The organism is Nostoc sp. 'Peltigera membranacea cyanobiont' 213 (genome assembly GCF_002245975.1).
Taxonomy (GTDB): domain Bacteria; phylum Cyanobacteriota; class Cyanobacteriia; order Cyanobacteriales; family Nostocaceae; genus Nostoc.
Window position 1 is genome coordinate 1 of record NZ_NOLI01000139.1, and the last position, 20,499, is coordinate 20,499.

The window sequence follows — 20,499 nt, forward strand, 5'->3', positions numbered from 1 at the left end:
TGCCTCCCCTGCTCCCTCATCCCCCTCATCCCCTCATCTCTCCATTTCCCTTGGGAGTAGTCACTACATCGGGTAAAGGGCGTTTGAGTAAGTAAAGCCAAGCTAATCCAACTAATCCTAATAAAATTCCTAAACTACTTACTACTTGTGCCATCCGTAATGGCCCCAGCATCAAGCTATCAGTGCGGAAACCTTCAATCCACAAGCGTCCTAAGCTGTAGGCTGGCCAGTAAACTAAAAACAGCGTGCCTACCTTCAAACGCGGCTTACCGGATAAAGACCGAAAAAACAACGTTATTAGTAGCGCAAACACCATTAAATCCCACAGAGATTCATAGAGGAAGGTGGGATGGAAGTAATCGAAACTAGCATAAGCTAGAGGACGATGGTCTGGTGGAATATACAGCTTCCAGGGTAAATCAGTAGGATCGCCGAAAGCTTCAGAATTAAAGAAATTGCCCCAACGTCCGATCGCTTGCCCTAAAATCAGCGAAGGCGCTACTAAATCTGCTAGTTGCCAGAAAGAAACCTGCTTGATTTTGGCAAAGATTAACGCAGCTATAACCCCACCAATAATTGCTCCGTGAATGGCAATACCTCCTTCCCAGATAGCAAAGATTTTTCCCGGAGTTGGGGCATATTTAGACCATTCAAATAGAACGTAATATAGCCGTGCGCCGGGAATTGCCCCAATCAATAACCAAAAAAACAAATCGCCTAGCAACTCAGGATTGACGTTACGGCGCTTTGCCAACTCCTGGGAAAGAATTACGCCAATTAACACTGCCGTGGCAATCAATAAGCCATACCATCGGATACTTAGTGGCCCTAATTTCACCAGAATGGGCCCTGGAGAAGTAAATTGAAACGCCAAGAGCAAGGTGGAAAAATCCAGTGCCATGAGAAATTACCTAGAAAAGTTCGTTAACTACCCGCGCACTTTGCTAAGTACGGAGTTTCTTGGATCTCGAATACTAGAATTACACTTAAAATCCAGCATCCATATTTAGGAGTCTAATTCCTAACGCCTAGTTGAGCATAACTTGTGTCACTAAAACAATTGAGTTTACCATTCTTGCTCAGAGCGCAAGATGGTAAATTTGAGTAAGTTACACAAAAGAGTTTCGATATAATCACCTAAACAACTTTGATATATCTAAAATTGTGATTGCTATTTATCCTGGTAGCTTCGACCCCATCACCTTGGGACACCTTGACCTCATTGGGCGCGGTAGTCGCCTGTTTGAGCGGGTAATTGTCGCTGTACTGCGGAACCCGAACAAAACACCACTTTTTAGCGTACAACAACGGCTAGAGCAGATCCGTCTTTCTACACAACATCTACCTAATGTAGAAGTAGACAGCTTTGATGGTCTTACCGTCAACTATGCCCAAATACAAAAAGCACAAGTTTTGCTTCGGGGTTTACGGGCTGTGTCAGATTTTGAAGTGGAACTGCAAATGGCTCATACCAATAAAACTCTTTCTACCCAAATAGAAACAGTTTTTTTAGCAACCTCAAATGAGTATAGTTTTTTAAGTAGTAGTGTGGTGAGAGAGATTGCAAGGTTTGGCGGCTCTATCGATCATCTCGTTCCCCCACACATTGCCCTAGATATATACCAATGTTACAATCACAACTCTCCAATGTTGAACCCAATCTCAACGGAAGCAATCCCCCCCCTGAAGAATATCTCGGTGGAGAGGGAAGCGTAGATATTCAGCAGGAACTCAACCGCCTAGAGGAAATAGTTCTCTCTAGTCTCAGGATTCCGCTGACGGGACGCACTCTTATAGATGAAGAAAAGCTGCTGGAACAGCTTGATTACATCCGGTTGGCTTTACCATCACTTTTTCAAGAAGCAGCAACCATCCTTGAGCAAAAGGATGAAATTCTGCTAGAAGCGGAAGAGTATGGACAGCAGGTTGTTGAGGCCGCGCAAGCAAAAAGAGCGCAAATTTTAGCTGAAAGCGATATTATTCAACAGGCAGAACAAGAAGCCGAACAACTGCGACGACAAGTTCAACAAGAGTGCGAGGGAATAATGCAAGAAACCCTCGCGGAGATTGAGCGCAAGCGGTATGCTTGTCAGCAAGAGTTAGAGCAAATGAGGCAAACTGCGATCGCTCAGGCTCAAGACATTGAAGATGGTGCTGATGCTTATGCTGATGGCATTTTGGGCAATATCGAGCAGGATCTCAAAGATATGTTGCGAATTGTCACGAACGGACGGCAACAATTGCAAATTGATAATCTTACACAGCGCAATTCACCTCCTAACAAAAAGAAATAGAGGTTCTAATAAGAGATGAGGAAAAATTATAAGTTGGGTTTCGCGATTGCTTAACCCAACAATTTTTATTAAACAAAACTTTTTGGGAAGCTACCTGGTAATAGATTTAATATTTTGGCTTGTAATTAAGCAGGATTTTTTAGAAATGCTTACTTTCGCTCAAGTTAACTTTGGAGTAAATTCAGGTAGTCTACTGGGAATTATTTATTTGCTCTGGGCAATTATTTACTTGATTTTAACAGTAGCTTGGTTATCCCAACGTGGAACTAGGCTTAGAGGTTGGGCTTTAGCCCTTTACATTATCCAACTTATATTTACGCCAATTATAATGTTGTTAATTGGAACAATCTTGTTTTTTCAAGGTTGGCGCTTAGATCCAATTCTTCAATTTGGGCAATTTTTATCGTTGCTATTAATTCTTTACCTGAGTATCAAAGATATTGTAATTAATGCAGTTTACAGAGATAGATGATTTGATAATTTGCTGTAGAGACGTGAAATTTCACGTCTCTAACCAAAATTGGGTGTTGTTATAGAAGACAACTACAAAGTATATGTAAAATCTTCCACTAATATACCAGGAACTAAACTACCTCCTAGTTGGCGACTTTCATAAGTACCTACTTCAGGTATGAATTCTTGAAAATCGGTCAAATCTACTAGGTTTTCTCCCCAAAAACGATAAAGACTTTCATCAAAACGTAAGTTTTCAATGGGAGCAATAATTTCTCCGTTTTCTACCCAAAAGCAAGCATAGCGGGTCATACCTGTAATTCTACCAGTTTGGCGATCGCTCCAATTCAAGTAATGCAAATTTGATAGATACAATCCTGTATCCAATTTCGGAAGAATCTGCTCAAATCCTAAATTTCCTGGACTAATTTCTGGCGCACGTAGAGTCTCTGAACTATTAGCGCCATTGGCAGTTTTCTGATATTCCTTAGCAGTGCGAGAATTCACTAGAGTATTTACCAAACGTCCTTTTTCTATTACAGGTAACTCTGGTGCTGCCATTTCTCCCAATTCATTAAATCGCGGTACTAATCCGCGCTGAAAGTTTTCTTTCAAAGTAAATGCTATCGAAAGTTGTTTTTCTTGACGCGATAAAGCAGCTAAAGCACTATTTCCTTGTTGGATATCAGCTTCGCTTACTGCTCCCCAAGAAAGCATCAGCAATAAATCTGCAACAGCAGCAGGTGCAAAATAAGTTTTGTATTGTCCCCGTGGTAATTCTTTAACTGGTCGAGCAAGCAATTCGAGTTGCTTTTTGGCTTCGCTAATTTTGGCTATATAAGCAGATTCATCCCAATCACTTCCTGCAAATGTGCCCTTAACTGCTTGTCCCAAGGGAGAAAATAGAGAATAATCTAAGGTAAAAGAATCAGTAGCAAACCAGTGTTTTTGACCACTGGAATCACCATAGCCTTTAATTACTATTCCTCCAGCGTATATACCAGTAAAATCTAATTTAGATACTTGTTCTAATACACTTGTTACTACTGCTTCTTCTGGCAATAAATGTCCAGAATGTACTTCCCGACTGGTATTAGTTCCTGATGGTAAAACTAGATATGGATCTATAGGTAGTAAAATCAGTTCATCGCGTAGTTCCTGCAAAGCCGAATATGCTAATTGCCAGTCTATTTCCCAATTTCCAGTAAAGGGAAACTGCCGAATACTGCTGTGCCGTTCTGCCATCAGAGTCAGTTCGATCCAGCCATCAGCAACACAACCAGTTTGTCGCACTTTCGCATGGTTGAAACGAGTAAATTGACTTCTTTCGCTACTAAGTCTCACAGTGAATTGTTCATTTTCTGCTTTTTTTATAAGCAGAGTTTCAATCAGTCGATTAAAGCTGACTTCTAACGCAGATAATTCCTCAATTTTCATGGATATTAAATATTAATAGGGAATAATGAGGGGAAAAATTCAGTAGTTAGGAGTTATTTTTTAATTAAAAGTATTTTAATTTCCAATTCTTAACTACTAGCTACTGAATTTGCACTTTTTCAACTTAGTTAGTAATTACCAATTCCTAATTATTCGGCGAATTATAATCCCCCGCTATAACTAGACAGACGCATTTTGTTTTTGAGCTAAATCCCTTTGCAAAACGCGCAATTACGAATTACGTTAGCGTAGCGGGGCGTTAGCCCATTACGAATTATTTAACTTCCTCCACCAAAAACTTCGACATTAGCAAATACACAAACAGGTGAACCGTGTCCTACCCAAATAGCCTGATTTGGTTCTCCTTTGCCACAATAAGGAGTACCATACATTTGCCAGCTTTCAGCATTTCCTACTTGGATTAAGCTATGCCAAAATTCTGGTGTTGTGGCGCGATAGTTGGGATTGCGGAGGGTTTTAGTGAGTTTACCATTTTCAATTAATTTAGCGTACTCACAACCAAATTGGAATTTGTAGCGGCGATCGTCAATTGACCAAGATCGGTTAGATTCCATGTAAACGCCGTATTCTATACCGCCAATAATGTCTTCAAAGCTTGCATTTAGAGGCTCTAAATTCAAGTTGCCCATGCGATCGATCGCTGGTCGATTCCATGAGGAAGCACGGGCACAGGCTACTCCTGCTACTCCTGCTCTAGCTTGACTCTCTAGACTACCTAAACCACGTTGGAGTACTCCTTCTTTAACCAAATACTCGCGCGTTGCTACTGCACCCGTATCATCAAAGCCATAGCTAGCAAATTCACCAGCCACGGTAGGATCAAAGGTAATGTTCATCAGTGGCGAACCATAAGCTAGGTTGCCGAAATCACTTTTATTAACGAAGCTACCACCAGCATAGTTCCGCTCATCTCCCAAAATTCGGTCAATTTCTAGGGGATGCCCGACACTTTCATGGATTTGCAGCATCATTTGATCTGGGGCTAAAACTAAATTGGTACGGGTGGTTGGGCATTCTTCTGCTGTCAAGAGTTCTACTGCTTGTTCGCCAATTTGCTGCACCCGATGCCATAAGTTTTCTTGTTTTAATAGTTCTAGTCCACCTTGGTAACAGTTAGCTTGGGAACCATTATTGCTGCGCTGCTGTATAATCACGCCATCTTGGGCGGTGGCTCCGTAATGAGTAGCTATAGATAGAGTTTTTTGATAAACTTCTGAGCCGTTGCTGCTAATAAACCAGGACTCCCTGTGAATGGTGCTAGCACTGGCTATGGTTTGTACAATCTTCTCGTCAACTTTTAGGGTTTGGCAAATACGAACCAGTAAATCGTTGATTTCTCCTGGACTTAAAGCATCTAATGGTTCAAGAAATGGAGATTTATATTCACCAACGACTTTAGGGCGTTCACTTTCACGAAAGGGATGTATCCACCATTCACTGGCTGCTAGTGCTTGTTTATAGGCTGTTTCGGCAGCAGCTTGTAGGGAAGACAGTTCCAGAGAGTTGGTTGCTGCATAACCCAGACAGCCGTTGACTAAAACTTCCAGCATGGCTCCTACAGTGAAGGATTTGCCATTTACCTGGGGTAAGCCATCACGAACTGCGCGGGTTGTAGAAGTCTCCTTTACGGCTCTGATACCGATCCAATCAGCAGGAATGTCGAAACTAGCGATCGCTTTTTTAAGTTCAGACCACATAATTTAAGGGATTGGGTAATGGGGAATGGGGAATGGGGAATGGGGATTGGAAAACTCTTCTCTAGTCCCCAGTCCCCAGTCCCTTCTAATTCCGGTGCCAGCGTGTACCATCACGGCTATCAATTAGCGTAATACCTTCTGCTTGGAGTTCGTCACGAATGCGATCGCTTTCGGCAAAATTTTTGCCTTGACGCGCTTCTTGTCTTTGCTGAATTTTCGCTTCAATTTCCGCATCGCTTAAACCATTATTTTTGTCAGGTTCCGCTTCTATCTCAGCTTCTAAACCCAAAACTCCAGCCAATGTGACAAGAGTTTGCCATTGATGCTTTAACTTATCTGGCGATGTTTCAGTTTTCCCTTCATGTACGAGAATATGCCCCTGACGACGCAGTTCTTTGGCTAATTCAAAAAGTACTGTTAACCCACCAGGAAAATTAAAGTCGTTATTCACAGTTTCTTGGAAACGTTCAAAATAGGGATTGGGGACTGGGTATTGGGGACTGGGTATTGGGATATTCCCAGTCTCTAAATCCCAGCCTAGTTTTTCGCCGTATTGGTAGCCGAAGAGTAAACCTTCTTTTATGGTGTGCCAACCGTTGGTTGCTGCGGCGATCGCTTCGTCGGTAAAATCTATGGGTGTCCGATATTGAGCAGTCAGTACGAACAACCGCACTGCCATCGGGTCAACTCCTCGATCCAGCAATTCTCGAATAGTGATAAAGTTGCCCAAAGATTTGGACATTTTTTCACCATCTACCTTCACCATGCCGTTATGTAACCAATAAAGCGACAGGGGTTTTCCTGTCACAGCTTCAGATTGGGCAATTTCGTTTTCGTGATGGGGAAAAATTAAGTCAGCACCACCAGCATGAATATCTATGGTATCACCCAAGCGATCGCGCACCATTGCCGAGCATTCTATATGCCACCCCGGACGGCCTGCGCCCCAAGGTGACTCCCAAGCTGGTTCTCCCGGTTTTGCTGCTTTCCACAAAGCAAAATCGAAGGGGTCTTTCTTTTTCTGGTACTCTGGATCTTCTACGTTGACGCGTTGGCGTAGCCCGCCGTAGGCATCGCTTTTCCCAGCTTGCATATCTTCTAACCTGCGTCCTGAAAGCTTGCCATACTCAGCAAACTGCCGGACTGCATAATACACATCACCCTCAGCAGGGTAGGCAAAACCTTTATTTTCCAACTCATGAATTAACCGTTGAATGCCATTCATTGTGTGGGTAGCACGCGGATATTCATCAGCTTCTTTGATTCCTAACCGCGCCATATCCTCAAAATATGCTTTGATAAAGCGATCGGCTACAGCTTCCATTGAGGAATGTTCAACACGAGCGCGATTGAGGATCTTGTCATCAATATCGGTAAAATTTTGGATATATCGGACTTCATAACCGATAAACTGGAGGTATCGGCGCACTACGTCCCAAACGATGCAAGCTCTAGCATGACCCAAATGGCAGTAGTCGTAAACCGTCACGCCACAGTAATACATCTTAACCTTGCCTGGCTCGACTGTTTCAAACGGTTCTTGACGACGGGTGAGGGTATTGTAGAGTGTTAGGGTCATAACAGAGTAATGCTGAAATAAGAAGATACGTAATAATAGGGTAAAGCAGCTGGGATGGCAGTCCAGCATCCCTATGCTAGTGTTTTATGGACTCTCTGCGCTACATTACTATTTTTTGATTATTTGATAACAGCGCTATGCAATCAGCAGTTACACCCGAATCTTCGGCAATGGATACGCCCAAACAAGGAATGCCAGTAACAATTATTACGGGTTTCCTCGGTAGTGGCAAGACGACTTTACTTAACCATATCCTCAACAACCAACAGGGTTTGAAAACCGCTGTTCTCGTGAATGAATTTGGCGAAATTGGCATCGACAACGAGCTAATTGTTTCCACTGGTGAGAACATGGTGGAGCTAAATAATGGTTGTATCTGCTGCACTATTAATAATGATTTGGTAGATGCAGTTTACAAAGTTTTAGAACGCCAAGAAAATCTAGATTATCTAGTAGTAGAAACAACTGGATTAGCAGATCCGTTACCAGTTGCTTTAACGTTTCTCGGCACAGAATTACGAGATTTAACTCGCTTAGATTCGATTATTACCGTGGTAGACGCGGCGAATTACAGCCTAGATTTATTTAATTCTGAGGCTGCATACAGCCAGATTGCTTATGGCGATGTCATTGTGCTGAACAAGGCTGATTTGGTTGATGAAGCCACTTTGAAGGAGTTAGAAGGAAAAATTAACGAAGTTAAGGAAGGAGCAAGAATTATTCGCGCCACGCGATCGCAAGTGCCACTTCCTTTAATTCTCAGTGTTGGTCTGTTTGAGTCTGATAAATATTTTGACACAGTGGTGGATAAACACGACCATCACGACCATGACCACCACGATCGTCATGATGACCATGACCACTCAACATGCGGTCACGATCATCACGACCATGACCACGATCATCATCATTCTGACCATTTAGAAAATGATGGTTTTACTTCCATCTCTTTCCAAAGTGATAAGCCTTTTTCTATTAGGAAGTTTCAGTATTTCTTAGATAACCAACTACCCTCAAATATCTTCCGAGCGAAGGGGATTATGTGGTTTGATGAAAGTCCGAAGCGTCATATTTTCCACCTTTGCGGTAAACGCTTCACCTTGGATGATGATGAATGGCAAGGTAAACTCAAAAACCAACTTGTGTTGATTGGTCAAAATTTGGATCGTGAGGCTTTGATTACTCAACTCGAAAATTGCATTTGTTTACCTTCAACCTCTCGCGGTAAAGGGTTTGGGAAATAAAAGTTAGGAGACGCGATTGATCGCGTCTCTACATGATAAAAGTAAAAATTGTGTACTTGTTCCCAGGTTCTACCTGGGAATTTTTTTTCAGTAGCTCCGATATTTGTTATAGTTATTCGCTTGCTAACTTCCATCATTATGTCCATCGAAATTGTTCAAAGTTAGTCTGATGGGTTAAGAACGACGATTATTTCTGCTAGCCTGATTCCCAGAGGTTTCCAATGGCGATCGCTAGAAGAAAAAGTACCATCCCCAGAAACTGCTTGATAATCATTGGCGAACTTTTCGTAAGCATTAGGAGCAGCATCTACTCGCAAGATGACTTTACCTTGATAGCGGGATAATTTGCTACTATCCAGCAAAATAGTGCCGCCGTAGTCCCACGCTAATCCATAGAGTTTAAAGTTACCTAACTTCTTGCGTAACTCACTTAAGGGAGTTCCAATACCAATACCTTCGCGGGTTTTCCAAGCTGAACCGAGGTTACGGACATCTAGAGGTTTAGTACGAGTATTATCACTCCAAACTACTAGCAGCGATCGCCCCTGATTTAGATTTAACTGAGTAGCTGCAAAACTACCTATTCCTTCAGCACCAGAAATAGTTTTATCAACGAGATGGGATGCACCAAACAGCTTGACTAAATCTTTCTTGGTGGTTGTTCGTGTTATCGGCCCCACTCGTTCGCCAGGAACAATCAAGGTGTCCGTTAATGTTTGCGATTTAGCAACAGTAATTGGATGATTTATTTTTTGTGGTAGTGCAAAGGCTGGATTTGCTGAATAATTTAGTAGTAGAGCTAAAGTAGCTGTAGCAATGCCTTTGATTGATGAATTCATGGGTTCTATTCTGGGTATTAGGTAGCAGCTTATGAGTAAGAAGCGTTAAAGAAACAACTCTTAGCTCTTCAATGTTAACTACTACAAATTTCCAATTACTGATTCCCGATTTGCCAATAATTTTATTTCATCACTCTAGTAGCGTTGAAAATTGCCAGTAAAGCTACTCCCACATCAGCAAAGACAGCTTCCCACATTGTCGCTATACCAAAAATACCTAATCCAATAAATACAGCTTTAATTGCTAAGGCAAAAATGATATTTTGCCAAACAATTGTACGAGTTTTTCTAGCGATTTGTATGGCTTCTGCGACTTTTGAAGGTGCATCTGTCATGATGACAATATCCGCAGTTTCAATGGCTGCATCTGAACCTAAGCCACCCATTGCCATACCAACATCGGCTCTAGCAATCACTGGCGCATCATTAATACCATCCCCAACAAAGGCAACTTTACCGTGCTTGCCGGCGGTGCTGAGTAACTTCTCAATGGCATTGACTTTTGCTTCTGGTAATAATTCGGCTTCGTAAGCATCTATGCCTAGCTGTTCAGCAATCCGGGATGCGATCGCTTGATTATCTCCTGTCAACATTACTGTTCTCTCTACACCCATTCGCTTGAGTGCTTGAATAGCCTGTCTTGCATCTTCTTTCAGTTCATCAGCAATGACAATATACCCAGCGTAAATATTATCCACTGCTAGATGAACAACTGTTCCCTCTAGCTGGCAATTATCATGAGCAATATTCTCTCTGTGGAGTAGGCGATCGCTACCTGCGATCGCTACCCTATTTTCAATCTTGGCTTTAATTCCATAGCCTGCAATCTCTTCATAATCTCTGACCTCAGAATCATCAATCTTTCCACCATAAGCCTTAAGGATAGATTGAGCGATGGGATGATTTGAATGCGATTCTACTTTGGCAGCTAATTGCAACAATTCTGGCTCATTGTAGCCATTCTTTGGTACTATTTCTACTACTTTAAATACGCCTTGAGTTAAGGTTCCAGTTTTATCAAACACAACTGTATTAACTGCATTTAGAGTATCTAAAAAAGTAGAGCCTTTAACTAAAATACCCCGTTTAGCTGCACCTCCTACACCTCCAAAGTAACCTAATGGAATACTGATAACTAGTCCACAGGGACAGGAGATAACTAGCAAAATTAGAGCGCGATAAACCCATTCTGAAGAAGTTGCACCAGAAATGAATAAAGGCGGTAATATTGCAACTGCTAGAGATGTAAAAACTACTATTGGCGTATAATATCGGGCAAATTTAGTAATAAATTTTTCTGTTTCTGCTTTTTTACTTTTGGCATTTTGCACTAAATCTACAATCTTGGCAATGGAAGAGTCATCAAAGAGTTTTGTGACTTTAATGCTGAGAACACCCATTTTATTAATCATTCCAGCCAAAACTGTCTCACCCAGCCTCACCGATCGCGGCACAGATTCTCCAGTTAATGCAGATGTATCAACTTGCGAATTTCCATCTATAATCTCACCATCTAAGGGAATCTTTTCCCCAGGTTTGACGACTATGATATCTCCAATATTTACTGTCTCTGGTGGGACTTTTTTTAGTTCTCCCTCAATTTGGATATTTGCATAGTCTGGGCGGACTTCTAATAAAGCTTTGATGGAACTACGGGAACGACTGACGGCAATATCCTGGAACAGTTCGCCAATTTTATAAAATAGCATGACTCCGACAGCTTCGGGCAATTTATGAATTGCGATCGCTCCTAGTGTCGCTACTGTCATCAAAAAGGTTTCATCAAATACTCTACCTTTGAGTATATTACGCCCAGCAGTTTTTAAAACACTCCATCCACTTAATAAATAGGCAGGGATGAAAAGTAGATATTCACCTATTGAGTAGAACGTATTGTGTAATTGATTTTCAAAAATAACACCAGGCGCATATAAACTTAAAATCGCTACTAGAGGTAATATTTCATTTTTTAGATTTAATTCTCCACTACCATCGTGATTGTGGTCATGGTCATGGTTATGATTCTCATCATGATTATGAGCATGGTTATGATTCTCGTGATGGTCGTGTTCACAGTTGGAACAACCTGAAGATTCTGAATGTACTTTTTGCTTCATATTTTGTGTTTAGGCTAGTAAGTTACTTGATAGATGAGCCTTTTTCTAAATGTAATAAAAAAAATATGTTTTTACAAGTTAAGTATTTAAGAATGAGAATCTATATCAGCTTTTGGGTTAAATATTTATGCTATATTTTGATTTAAATTAGAGCTTAAATGTTGTAAAAATAGTGATAATGGTTCTCGATTCTATAGAAGAATCTTAAGATATAACTTTTGCTCTTAGTGAGCGTTATATCGCTCTGCATCAGATTTTAAAGTGCTAGAGGACTACGAGCTTTAATCTAATTAAGCTCTTATACTGACATCAAGCAAACAATCACTATCTTAGGAATACAAGTAAGCAGGCAAGAATAAATCAAACTATAATATGGAATATAAAATTAATTAAATTGTTTCTGGTTAAGTTGCTCCAGCCCTTAACACTAACCCTTAATTATTTATACCCACTTGCTGACAGCAGATTTAAATTCGCTGAAATACACAATTTAGATATTAAAGCCAGACTTTAAGCCTAGCTTGACTGCTGAATTATGCTGTAGCAAATAATTTATGTTCAAACTGGTTAGGTATGGAACTTTCTTGAGTAACAAGTGTCAAGCTAGCTAGCTATTCTTAGGGAAAATTCACTTGAAGTTTAAAACTGAATCGAATACCCTAAACTAGTAGACAATTTTCTCAAGGAAATCTATGAACAAAAAGATTCTTCTGAATTTGCTTTCCACTTCCTCAATCTTTGTGTCGATGATGTCTACACTGGTGGCATTTCATCCTGCCCATGCTAGTGGTAGTATTACACAGCGATTGATGCACACACAAGACGGTCGTACCTGTATCACTAACCCACATGGTGGAACAGATTTTGTGTGCATTCGAGATTCAGAAAGAAAGATACCCTATACCTCATCTGCACGTTCCTCGACCATTGTCACATCAGTATCAGATAAGAATATTGCTATGTTGAACTTTACTGATGAGGAAAGTGATGCTGCAATTAAGACATTTGGCTGTGACTGTCCATTGTGCGTAAATTCTTTGCGTCAGTTGCGCGGTACTGGAAACTTGGTGTACTAAGGTTGAATAGCGCTTATAGCGATTACAACTTCTGTTAAATACATGTGATTAATTACGTATAGAAGGTATACGAAACCAAAAAAGCATTTTTAACTACGTACCACTACTATTAAATCTAAATTCATTCTTGGGACAGTTTGTAGGGGCAATTCATGAATTGCCTCTACAACATCTATTTTTGCGTCAATCCTGAGAGAAAAAGACGCAAACCAATTATTAAAGACTTTCTGTTCATAAGGGACTTCCAAATAAAAAAATACTCAACTACTTCCTGTGGGGTGGGCAACATGAGCGCCTTTGTATATGAGCGGGCAGATGCCCACCCCACAAAATTGGGTAATTTATTTGTTGGAAGTCCCTAAGAAGGTTTTCTTTATTCAACCACCTCATTTACAGGGAATCTATCAATCAACTGCATCGCTCGATGAGCATTACGCTGGAAAGAGTCTGGTAAATGTGGGACGTGGGGTATTTGTGATAATAAATCCAACGTCCGCCGGAGAATTCTCACCACATCGCCTTCATCCAAGGTGGTGTTTTCGCAGAGTTCTGTCCACTCCATTCCTAGCGCCCATTGTTCGACTATGGCAATTAACTTGTTCTCTGGTTCCTGTTCCTTTTTCTCTGTTCCCTGTTCCAACCATATAGGCAAACCTACGTTATAACGCCGTTGTAGTTGGAACATTTGGCGGCGAATTCCCTGCAATTTTTTCAAGGCTTCTGTCACTTCATTACTAAGCTTAAATTTATGTACTTTGCTATCTGGACGAGGCGTTTCCATCACCAAAGCCGCTGCTGCTGCTGCTAAATGATGCGGATCTAAGTTGCCCAATTCACCACTAGCGAATACTAAACCCAACCACAATTCATTCTCACCCCGAATGGCGGCAGCAATTCGCCCTAATACTGTGGGTACTAAGTTATCTAAAGCGCCAAAGTGTTGCAGAATTAAGATTAAATTGAGAAATTCTTCCCAATGACGTTGTGAATGTTGCTCTACTTGCCCTTGCAGCTGTTCGAGTTCGGCTTCTAGTTCGATATATTTGGCGCGACGCTTGAAAAGGGTGGCAGCATTGCCTGATTGATGTAGGGGATGAGCTTCTAATTGCTCTTGGACGGCAGTAGTGCGACTGAGTTGTTCTGCTACTTCTGGTGCCAGATGCAACGATTCTATCGGATTGGGAATACGCACTGCGATCGCAAAGCTTTCTTCGTTACCACGGCGTGACTGTCCGGGTTTCAAAGGCATCTCTGGCGGTGGTAGTAAATCCGGTGACACTTCAATGCGCGGCAGTTCGGCATATAAATCTACTACATCTCCTGTAGTTGCGACATACCAGCGATTATCATGCCCCAAGCATACCAAGTAGGGAGCTTGACCAGAACCAGGCGATTTTGCCACTAACACTGCGGTTACTGGTGAAGACACCGTGATGTTTTTGCCTTTGAGACTCAACAGAGTTCCTGACACTGCGAAGTCTAACATCATCCCCAATTCTTCTTTTCTATCTTCCTGTGCTTGCTCTTGCAGGGTTTTCAATATCTGGCGTTCGACTTTCAGGCGTTGCCGCAATTTTTCATAAATAGCCAGTTCATTTTCATCAACTGCGGCAATTTGCTCGTGTAGTTGAGCTAATTGTTTTTCCAGTTCGGCAATCTCATCGTATTCTGGCCTGAGATGCAAGGTGGCCATGTACTGCCCAAAACTGCGTTCTATCAGTTCCCTGGTTTGGTCTAGGGTGTGCGTTTGCAGCAAGTTGAGTACCATGCCATAACTGGGCGTAAACTGGCTTACGAGGGGGTCTGGCTTGGATGTTCCCAAATATGCCGCTTCTTTGGCTCCTTCAAAGGGAGTTTGGACTGTCACCACATGACCTTGTTTATCCATTCCCCGGCGGCCTGCTCGTCCTGCCATTTGCAAGAATTCGGAAGCATTTAACAGGCGGTGTCCGGTGTCAGTCCGCTTGGAAAGGGTAGAAATTACCGTTGTTCGGGCGGGCATATTAATTCCCGCGGCCAGCGTCTCAGTGGCGAATACTACTTTAATCAGCCCTTGCTGAAATAGTTCTTCTACCAATGCTTTCCATGCAGGCAGAATCCCGGCGTGGTGGGCAGCAATTCCTCGGTACAGGGGTGCAATTTGTCCAGAACGTCCGGCTTCGGGATTGCGGGCTAAAAAGTCATCAATCTGTTGCCGCAAAATCTGGGATTCTTCATTATTTACCAACCATAAATCACCCACTTCCGCCACCGCTTTATCACATCCCCTGCGGCTGAAGATAAAGTAAATAGCTGGTAGCATATCCCGTTGCTCTAACTGGCTCAAGGTATAAATTATACCAGGAGCTTCCGGTCTACCACTTCTCCCCCTATCCCTTTCTCCCCCTCTACCCTTCTTCTTCTGGAGAAGGCGGGGGTTAATTTTGGTTTTGCTATCATTCAGCAAGGGAAATAACCCTTTGGGATTGCAAAAGTGAAATTCTAAGGGAACTGGGCGAAAATCGGAGTAAATCAGGTCAGTTGGGCCGTGAACGCGATTTAGCCAATCGGTGAGTTGATCGCTGTTGGCAACCGTTGCTGAGAGGGCTGCTAGTTGTACTTCACGGGGACAATAGATGATGGATTCTTCCCAAACTGTACCGCGCTGGCGATCGTTCATGTAGTGGCACTCATCAAGTATTACCGCTTCCACGTCTACTAATGAGATGCCGACTTGCCCTATAGGTGTGCCATAGAGCATATTTCGGAAAATTTCTGTAGTCATCACCAAAATCGGTGCATCCCTGTGAATGGAGGCATCTCCAGTTAACAGTCCGACTCGATCAAACCCGAATTTTTCTCGAAAGTCACGTAATTTTTGATTCGACAGCGCCTTTAGGGGAGTGGTGTAAAATACACGTTTCCCCCGCGACAGGGCGCGATAAATGGCGTATTCCCCAACTAATGTTTTGCCCGAACCTGTGGGCGCACACACGACTACGGAGCGTCCGGCGTTTAGGGACGCGATCGCATCTTTTTGAAACTGATCCAGATCAAAGGGAAATATAGCCCCTAAGTCAAGTTCTGGAGACGGTGCAGGATAATTCACTCAATCACATTTGCAACCAGATTGTTTACTATACTAACGAGTCTTTTGTCAACTTCGTTAATAGTCATTAGTCATTTGTCATTTGTCATTAGTTTTTCACAAATGACCAATGACCAATGACTAATGACTCTTTATTATTTTCCCAGTTCTTGCGATCGCTCTGTGGCAGCTTTTACTGCTTCAATTAAAGCTGAACGAAATCCTGCCTGTTCTAGTTTGGCAATTCCGGCAATGGTTGTACCACCGGGACTGGTAACGCGATCTTTGAGTTCTGCTGGGTGCATTTTGGTTTCATGCAACAGTTTCGCAGTTCCCAATACGGTTTGCAAGGCTAGTTGATTGGCAATTGCTCTAGGTAAACCTGCGGATACTCCGCCATCAGCAAGTGATTCTACTAGCAGTGCCACGTAAGCGGGCCCGCTACCAGATAGTCCTGTGACTGCATCCATCAGCCCTTCTGAGACTTCCACTACTTCGCCCACAGCAGAAAAAACTTGCTGTGCTATTTGGTGATGCTTGGCATTGCTATATGCACCCGAACAAATGGCAGTAATTCCTGCTCCCACAGTTGCGGGGGTGTTGGGCATTGCTCTGATAACTGGCAATTGCACAAATGCAGCTTCTAGCTGACTTAAAGGCACACCCGCTAAGATGGAAATAATCAGGGGTGAGTTTTCTCTATATTTAAGAATATCAATATCTGCTAATTCTTGAGCGATCGCACTGAACACCTGCGGTTTCACTGCCAAAAAGACTACTTCTTTTGCTTGGGTGAAAACCTCACTATTATCTGTCGTCACAGCAACACCATATTGCTGTTTCAAAAAATCTAGGCGTGAAGGTAGCGGTTCGCTAACTATGACTTCTGATGATTGATAAATTCCACGCGCGATAAGGCGGGATAAGAGCGCTTCTCCCATTACCCCACCACCAATTAACCCAAATTTTATAGTCATTATCGATCGTTAGTCATTTGTCATTAGCCGTTTGTCGTTTGTCATTTGTCACTATTATCAAAACCCAGGACAAATGACAAATGACAAAGGACTAACAACTAATTTAACTTTATTGTGCCATCCGGTTAGTTTCGTTACCCCAGGTTTGATTATTTGGAGAACCTGTAGGACGAGAGGGACGTGCTGGCGGTTGTGGTACTTCATGAAGAACGCCACCTTGGGTGCTAACTTGGACACAGCTTGGCGTAAACAAGAAGATGCTCTCACCGATGCGCTCTTGATGTCCATCTAGTGCGTAAGTACCACCTGCAACAAAATCTACTGCTCGTTGAGCTTGATCTGGGTCCATTATTGTCAGATTTAATACCACTGACTTCCGTTCTCGCAACGCTTGAATTGCCTGAGGCATTTCTTCAAAGGTGCGTGGTTCGAGAACTAAAACTTCCGAAATTCCGTTAATTGCTCCTGGCATACCAATCACATTCCCCATTGGCTTTGAACCTGCTGCGATATCATCTCCCATTGTAGGCACTGGTTCCCGCCAGCGTCGATTTTGAGCGGTTGCGCTCTCTTGTGGGGCTGGGGGTTGGGGATTTTCTTGCTGATACAGATTTTGGTAATTATTATTATTGTCTGTTTCTGGTTCTTCTTCGTAATATTCGTATTCCACTTGCTCATTTAGACCTACAAAGTCTCTGAGTTTGGAAAAGATGTTGTTCATTGTGTGTGTACTCTCCTGGTGCGAATAGCCTGTATTGACTTGGCTTAGGATTTATTGAGATCGGAGCGATCGCTACATCGGTGGATACTTCAGCAAGTCTTTTGCTATTTGTAACCCATACTACTGGTTTTGGCGATGAACTGACTACTTTTTGCAAAGGTCTGTGCATCGCCTAAACATAATAATGAGTCAAGATTATATCCTAAGGTTTGTCCGAAGGAAAGCTCTTTTTATCCCATTTCCCCTTGACGATTGCTCTTGTCAATACTATATCCTTTGTTTCTAATTGCACCAGTCTCTTACAAAATTCTTGTCATCAAATCCCGATCTGTATTAATACTGACCTGGAAAGCTGACGATCGAGGGCTAAGAGCGATCGCCAAACAATATTGTTCCTAATCGCACCATCGTTGCGCCTGCTTCTACTGCTAGTTCGTAGTCGCCTGACATACCCATAGATAGGTGCTGCATTTTAATGTGCGACCAGTTTTGCTCCTGGATTTCCTTTGCTAGCTCACGATTGAGATTAAACACATTCAAAATTTCCGGATCTTTTAATCCTGAAGGTGGAATTGTCATCAAACCTTGAATTTGTAAACTTTTGTATTGATCGAGTGTAGGTAAATCAGCCAAAAGTTCTGGCACACTCCAACCAGACTTGTTGGGATCTGGGAGAATTTTCACTTGCAGGCAAACCTGGGGACTCACTCCTAGCTGTTGGGCTAATTGATCTAAGCGCTGTGCCAGTTTCAAGTTATCCACAGAGTGAATCCAAGGGAATTGTTCGATGGCTTTTTTGGCTTTATTGCTTTGTAAATGTCCAATAAAGTGCCAGGTAATATCCGGTAAGTCTTGCAACTCGGCTTGTTTGCTTGCAGTTTCTTGGATGCGACTCTCCGCAAAATCACGAATTCCTGCGGCATAAGCAGAGCGAATGGCCTCGACAGGAACTTGTTTGCTAACAGCAATCAATTTGACTGAAGTTGGTAGGGAGGAGCGAATGGAAATAATACGTTCAGAAATCGAACTGCTCATTGGAAGGTGCGTTGGAAAACACTCTGAAGCTGATCGTACTCCTGAGAATGTCCACTGCGCCGCAGGGTACGTAAGCGATTTTCCAACATCATTCTCGCCTCGGTTCGTCCTATGGGCTGGAATTTAACACCTTTAACGTCATTTGCGACCAAAAAAAACAGGCGCTGGGCATAAAGCGTGGTGAACAAATCCTGGTTCTCATCAACCATACAGATTTTGTAGAGTAAACCCCAAGTTGGATGGTTTATGTAAGTTTCTGCGTATTCTGGATTCATTTAAGAGTCAAGGTGTAGTCAAGGTGGGAGTATGTATATCTTTTCGCAGTGAATTCCAAACATTCAGACGATAATACCAACATTCGTCAGAATATTTGCTTAAAATGCAAAACTGCGGTTACGAAGACCTCGATCTAGTTTCTAATTGGCAGATGAAGCTAGTGGTAGTGAAGCGAAATGGTACAACAGAAGCCGCAAAGCGTAGATTCACAGAGTAGAGGCTGGTTGATAAACATCACCATCTGCTTTGGTGACTTCAATTTACCAACTTGTGGAGACAAGGCACAAAATAGACCCGTTTCTCTTGTTAAAAGTTCGGTGTAGCAAGGGAAAACACCCTTTGAAGTTCCCAACGGCAACAGCGAACTTTTCAACTTCTTTCCATACTGCCACAACTGTGGCTAATTGGCACAAAATAGATAATGGGATTGGGGATTGGGGACTGGGGACTGGGGATTAGGGACTAGAAAGAAAACTATTGGCTATTGATTATTCAGCATTTTCAGGGCTGCCAATTGTGCTTGGGCTTTGTGCAGAGATTCATACCATTCTTTCTCAGGGTCGCTGTCTGCGACAATTCCCGCACCAACTTGTCCCCAGACGGTGTTGAGTGCTGAGTACCCAAGAAGGGGTTCTTCCCCTGCTTCACCAGATGCGGGGGCTAGTAGCAGGGTGCGGATTAAGATATTTAAATCTAAATGACCACGCCAATCTAAATAACCACAGGAACCGTAGAACAAGCTGCGGCGAACGGGTTCTAGTTCTTCAATAATTTCCATACAACGGACTTTGGGACAGCCTGTGATTGTGCCACCGGGGAACGTGGCGCGAATCAAATCAATGGCTGTGCGTTCGGCTTCGCCGTGCCGTAGGCATTCGCCTTTTAAAGTACCTTTGATGTTGCTGACAAGATGCATCACATGGCTATATCGCTCAATTGTCAGCAATTCGTCAACAGTAACCGTCCCCCATTCACAAACTCGCCCTAAATCATTGCGTTCCAAATCTACCAGCATGATGTGTTCTGCACGTTCTTTGGTGTTGCTGAGTAAATCTTCTGCCAGTTGCATATCTTGTTCTAGTGTGACACCACGCGATCGCGTCCCAGCGATCGGTCTAGTTTCGGCTTGCCGATTTTGCAACATTACTAACCGTTCCGGCGAACAGCTGATGACTTCTCCCCAAGGCGTTTGCCAATAGCTGGCAAAAGGAGAAGGATTGATTTTTTGCAAAGCCTGATAAATTTCCCAACCAGCAGCCGATGTAGACGCTTGAAATCGCAATGAAAGATTTGCCTGAAAGATATCTCCAGCTTGAATATATTTTTTTGCCTGGTTTACGGCTGTTTCATAATCTGCTTGCGATGTCAAAAACAGAGGAGGCGAAGAAGACACGGGGATATCAGGACAAGGAGAAATGGGGAATTCTTTCGCCGCGTCTTTCTTTGCTAATTTATCCTGTAACTCATCAAGTCTACTTGCATCACTGGCGGCTAGCCAAAGAATTTGTTGAGCGTGATCTAGAACGGCAAAACAATCTGGTTCATACCAAAAAGCTATAGGAAATGGTAGGGGATCAATTTTATCATGGGGTAGCTGTTCAATTTCCCATGCCACATCGTAGCCTAACCAACCTAACCAACCGCCGGTGAAGGGGAGATGGGGAGG

The 20,499-nt window shown here is 42.7% G+C and carries 17 protein-coding genes; 5 read left to right on the forward strand and 12 right to left on the reverse strand.

Annotated elements, in window-relative coordinates; translation table 11 throughout:
- Positions 1 to 25: 25 nt before the first annotated feature.
- Positions 26 to 901 (reverse strand): prolipoprotein diacylglyceryl transferase, encoded by an 876-nt coding sequence (gene lgt, locus CDG77_RS27325; protein ID WP_094332424.1) that lies wholly within the window; start codon positions 899 to 901, stop codon positions 26 to 28.
- A gap of 263 nt (positions 902 to 1,164) precedes the next feature.
- Between lgt and coaD the strand changes: the two genes are divergently transcribed.
- The 3 genes from coaD to CDG77_RS27340 all read left to right on the forward strand — a co-directional run bounded on the left by coaD (position 1,165) and on the right by CDG77_RS27340 (position 2,766).
- Entirely contained in the window at positions 1,165 to 1,716 is a 552-nt protein-coding gene (gene coaD / locus CDG77_RS27330; protein WP_094332425.1) for a pantetheine-phosphate adenylyltransferase, read from the forward strand.
- Positions 1,626 to 2,294 carry a hypothetical protein gene (locus CDG77_RS27335; protein ID WP_094332426.1) on the forward strand — a complete coding sequence of 223 codons (669 nt, stop codon included), beginning with the start codon at positions 1,626 to 1,628 and terminating at the stop codon, positions 2,292 to 2,294. Before coaD ends, CDG77_RS27335 begins: the two co-directional genes overlap by 91 nt.
- Positions 2,295 to 2,439: 145 nt before the next feature.
- Positions 2,440 to 2,766, forward strand: coding sequence for a Ycf66 family protein (locus CDG77_RS27340; RefSeq protein ID WP_094332440.1), 327 nt, complete (start codon positions 2,440 to 2,442; stop codon positions 2,764 to 2,766).
- A gap of 71 nt (positions 2,767 to 2,837) precedes the next feature.
- Here the strand turns inward: CDG77_RS27340 and CDG77_RS27345 are convergent, their stop codons facing one another.
- From CDG77_RS27345 to cysS, 3 genes are all read right to left on the reverse strand, one after another.
- Positions 2,838 to 4,184 (reverse strand): TldD/PmbA family protein, encoded by a 1,347-nt coding sequence (locus CDG77_RS27345; protein WP_094332427.1) that lies wholly within the window; start codon positions 4,182 to 4,184, stop codon positions 2,838 to 2,840.
- A gap of 278 nt (positions 4,185 to 4,462) precedes the next feature.
- On the reverse strand, positions 4,463 to 5,902 hold the full coding sequence (locus CDG77_RS27350; RefSeq protein ID WP_094332428.1) for a TldD/PmbA family protein: 1,440 nt from the start codon (positions 5,900 to 5,902) through the stop codon (positions 4,463 to 4,465).
- 85 nt (positions 5,903 to 5,987) lie between these two features.
- Positions 5,988 to 7,481, reverse strand: coding sequence for a cysteine--tRNA ligase (cysS, locus tag CDG77_RS27355; protein WP_094332429.1), 1,494 nt, complete (start codon positions 7,479 to 7,481; stop codon positions 5,988 to 5,990).
- A 137-nt stretch (positions 7,482 to 7,618) separates the two neighbouring features.
- Between cysS and CDG77_RS27360 the strand changes: the two genes are divergently transcribed.
- Entirely contained in the window at positions 7,619 to 8,725 is a 1,107-nt protein-coding gene (locus tag CDG77_RS27360; protein ID WP_094332430.1) for a CobW family GTP-binding protein, read from the forward strand.
- Positions 8,726 to 8,886: 161 nt separating this feature from the next.
- Here CDG77_RS27360 and CDG77_RS27365 read toward each other — a convergent pair whose 3' ends face one another.
- Together CDG77_RS27365 and CDG77_RS27370 are read right to left on the reverse strand one after the other, a co-directional pair.
- A complete protein-coding gene (locus CDG77_RS27365; protein WP_094332431.1) occupies positions 8,887 to 9,564 on the reverse strand; it encodes a hypothetical protein in 678 nt (225 codons plus the stop codon).
- Between the two features lie 122 nt (positions 9,565 to 9,686).
- Positions 9,687 to 11,681, reverse strand: a complete 1,995-nt coding sequence (locus CDG77_RS27370; protein ID WP_094332432.1) for a heavy metal translocating P-type ATPase — start codon at positions 11,679 to 11,681, stop codon at positions 9,687 to 9,689.
- 692 nt (positions 11,682 to 12,373) lie between these two features.
- Between CDG77_RS27370 and CDG77_RS27375 the strand changes: the two genes are divergently transcribed.
- Positions 12,374 to 12,757 (forward strand): hypothetical protein, encoded by a 384-nt coding sequence (locus CDG77_RS27375; protein WP_094332433.1) that lies wholly within the window; start codon positions 12,374 to 12,376, stop codon positions 12,755 to 12,757.
- 373 nt (positions 12,758 to 13,130) lie between these two features.
- On the opposite strand, the gene CDG77_RS27380 is transcribed toward CDG77_RS27375, so the two are convergent.
- From CDG77_RS27380 to CDG77_RS27405, 6 genes are all read right to left on the reverse strand, one after another.
- The gene (locus CDG77_RS27380; RefSeq protein WP_094332434.1) at positions 13,131 to 15,845 is read right to left on the reverse strand and encodes a DEAD/DEAH box helicase; all 2,715 of its coding nucleotides are present in this window, start codon (positions 15,843 to 15,845) and stop codon (positions 13,131 to 13,133) included.
- Between the two features lie 134 nt (positions 15,846 to 15,979).
- Complete coding sequence (gene proC / locus CDG77_RS27385; protein WP_094332435.1) at positions 15,980 to 16,801, reverse strand: pyrroline-5-carboxylate reductase; 822 nt, start codon at positions 16,799 to 16,801, stop codon at positions 15,980 to 15,982.
- Positions 16,802 to 16,910: 109 nt separating this feature from the next.
- Positions 16,911 to 17,522, reverse strand: a complete 612-nt coding sequence (locus tag CDG77_RS27390) for a cell division protein SepF (protein ID WP_094332436.1) — start codon at positions 17,520 to 17,522, stop codon at positions 16,911 to 16,913.
- A gap of 366 nt (positions 17,523 to 17,888) precedes the next feature.
- Positions 17,889 to 18,557, reverse strand: a complete 669-nt coding sequence (locus CDG77_RS27395) for a YggS family pyridoxal phosphate-dependent enzyme (protein WP_094332437.1) — start codon at positions 18,555 to 18,557, stop codon at positions 17,889 to 17,891.
- The gene (gene pipX / locus CDG77_RS27400; RefSeq protein ID WP_094332438.1) at positions 18,554 to 18,832 is read right to left on the reverse strand and encodes a transcriptional coactivator PipX; all 279 of its coding nucleotides are present in this window, start codon (positions 18,830 to 18,832) and stop codon (positions 18,554 to 18,556) included. The genes CDG77_RS27395 and pipX overlap by 4 nt, the downstream gene beginning before the upstream one ends.
- Before the next feature lie 482 nt (positions 18,833 to 19,314).
- On the reverse strand, positions 19,315 to 20,499 hold a 1,185-nt coding region (locus CDG77_RS27405; RefSeq protein ID WP_094332439.1), incomplete at its 5' end, for an anthranilate synthase component I.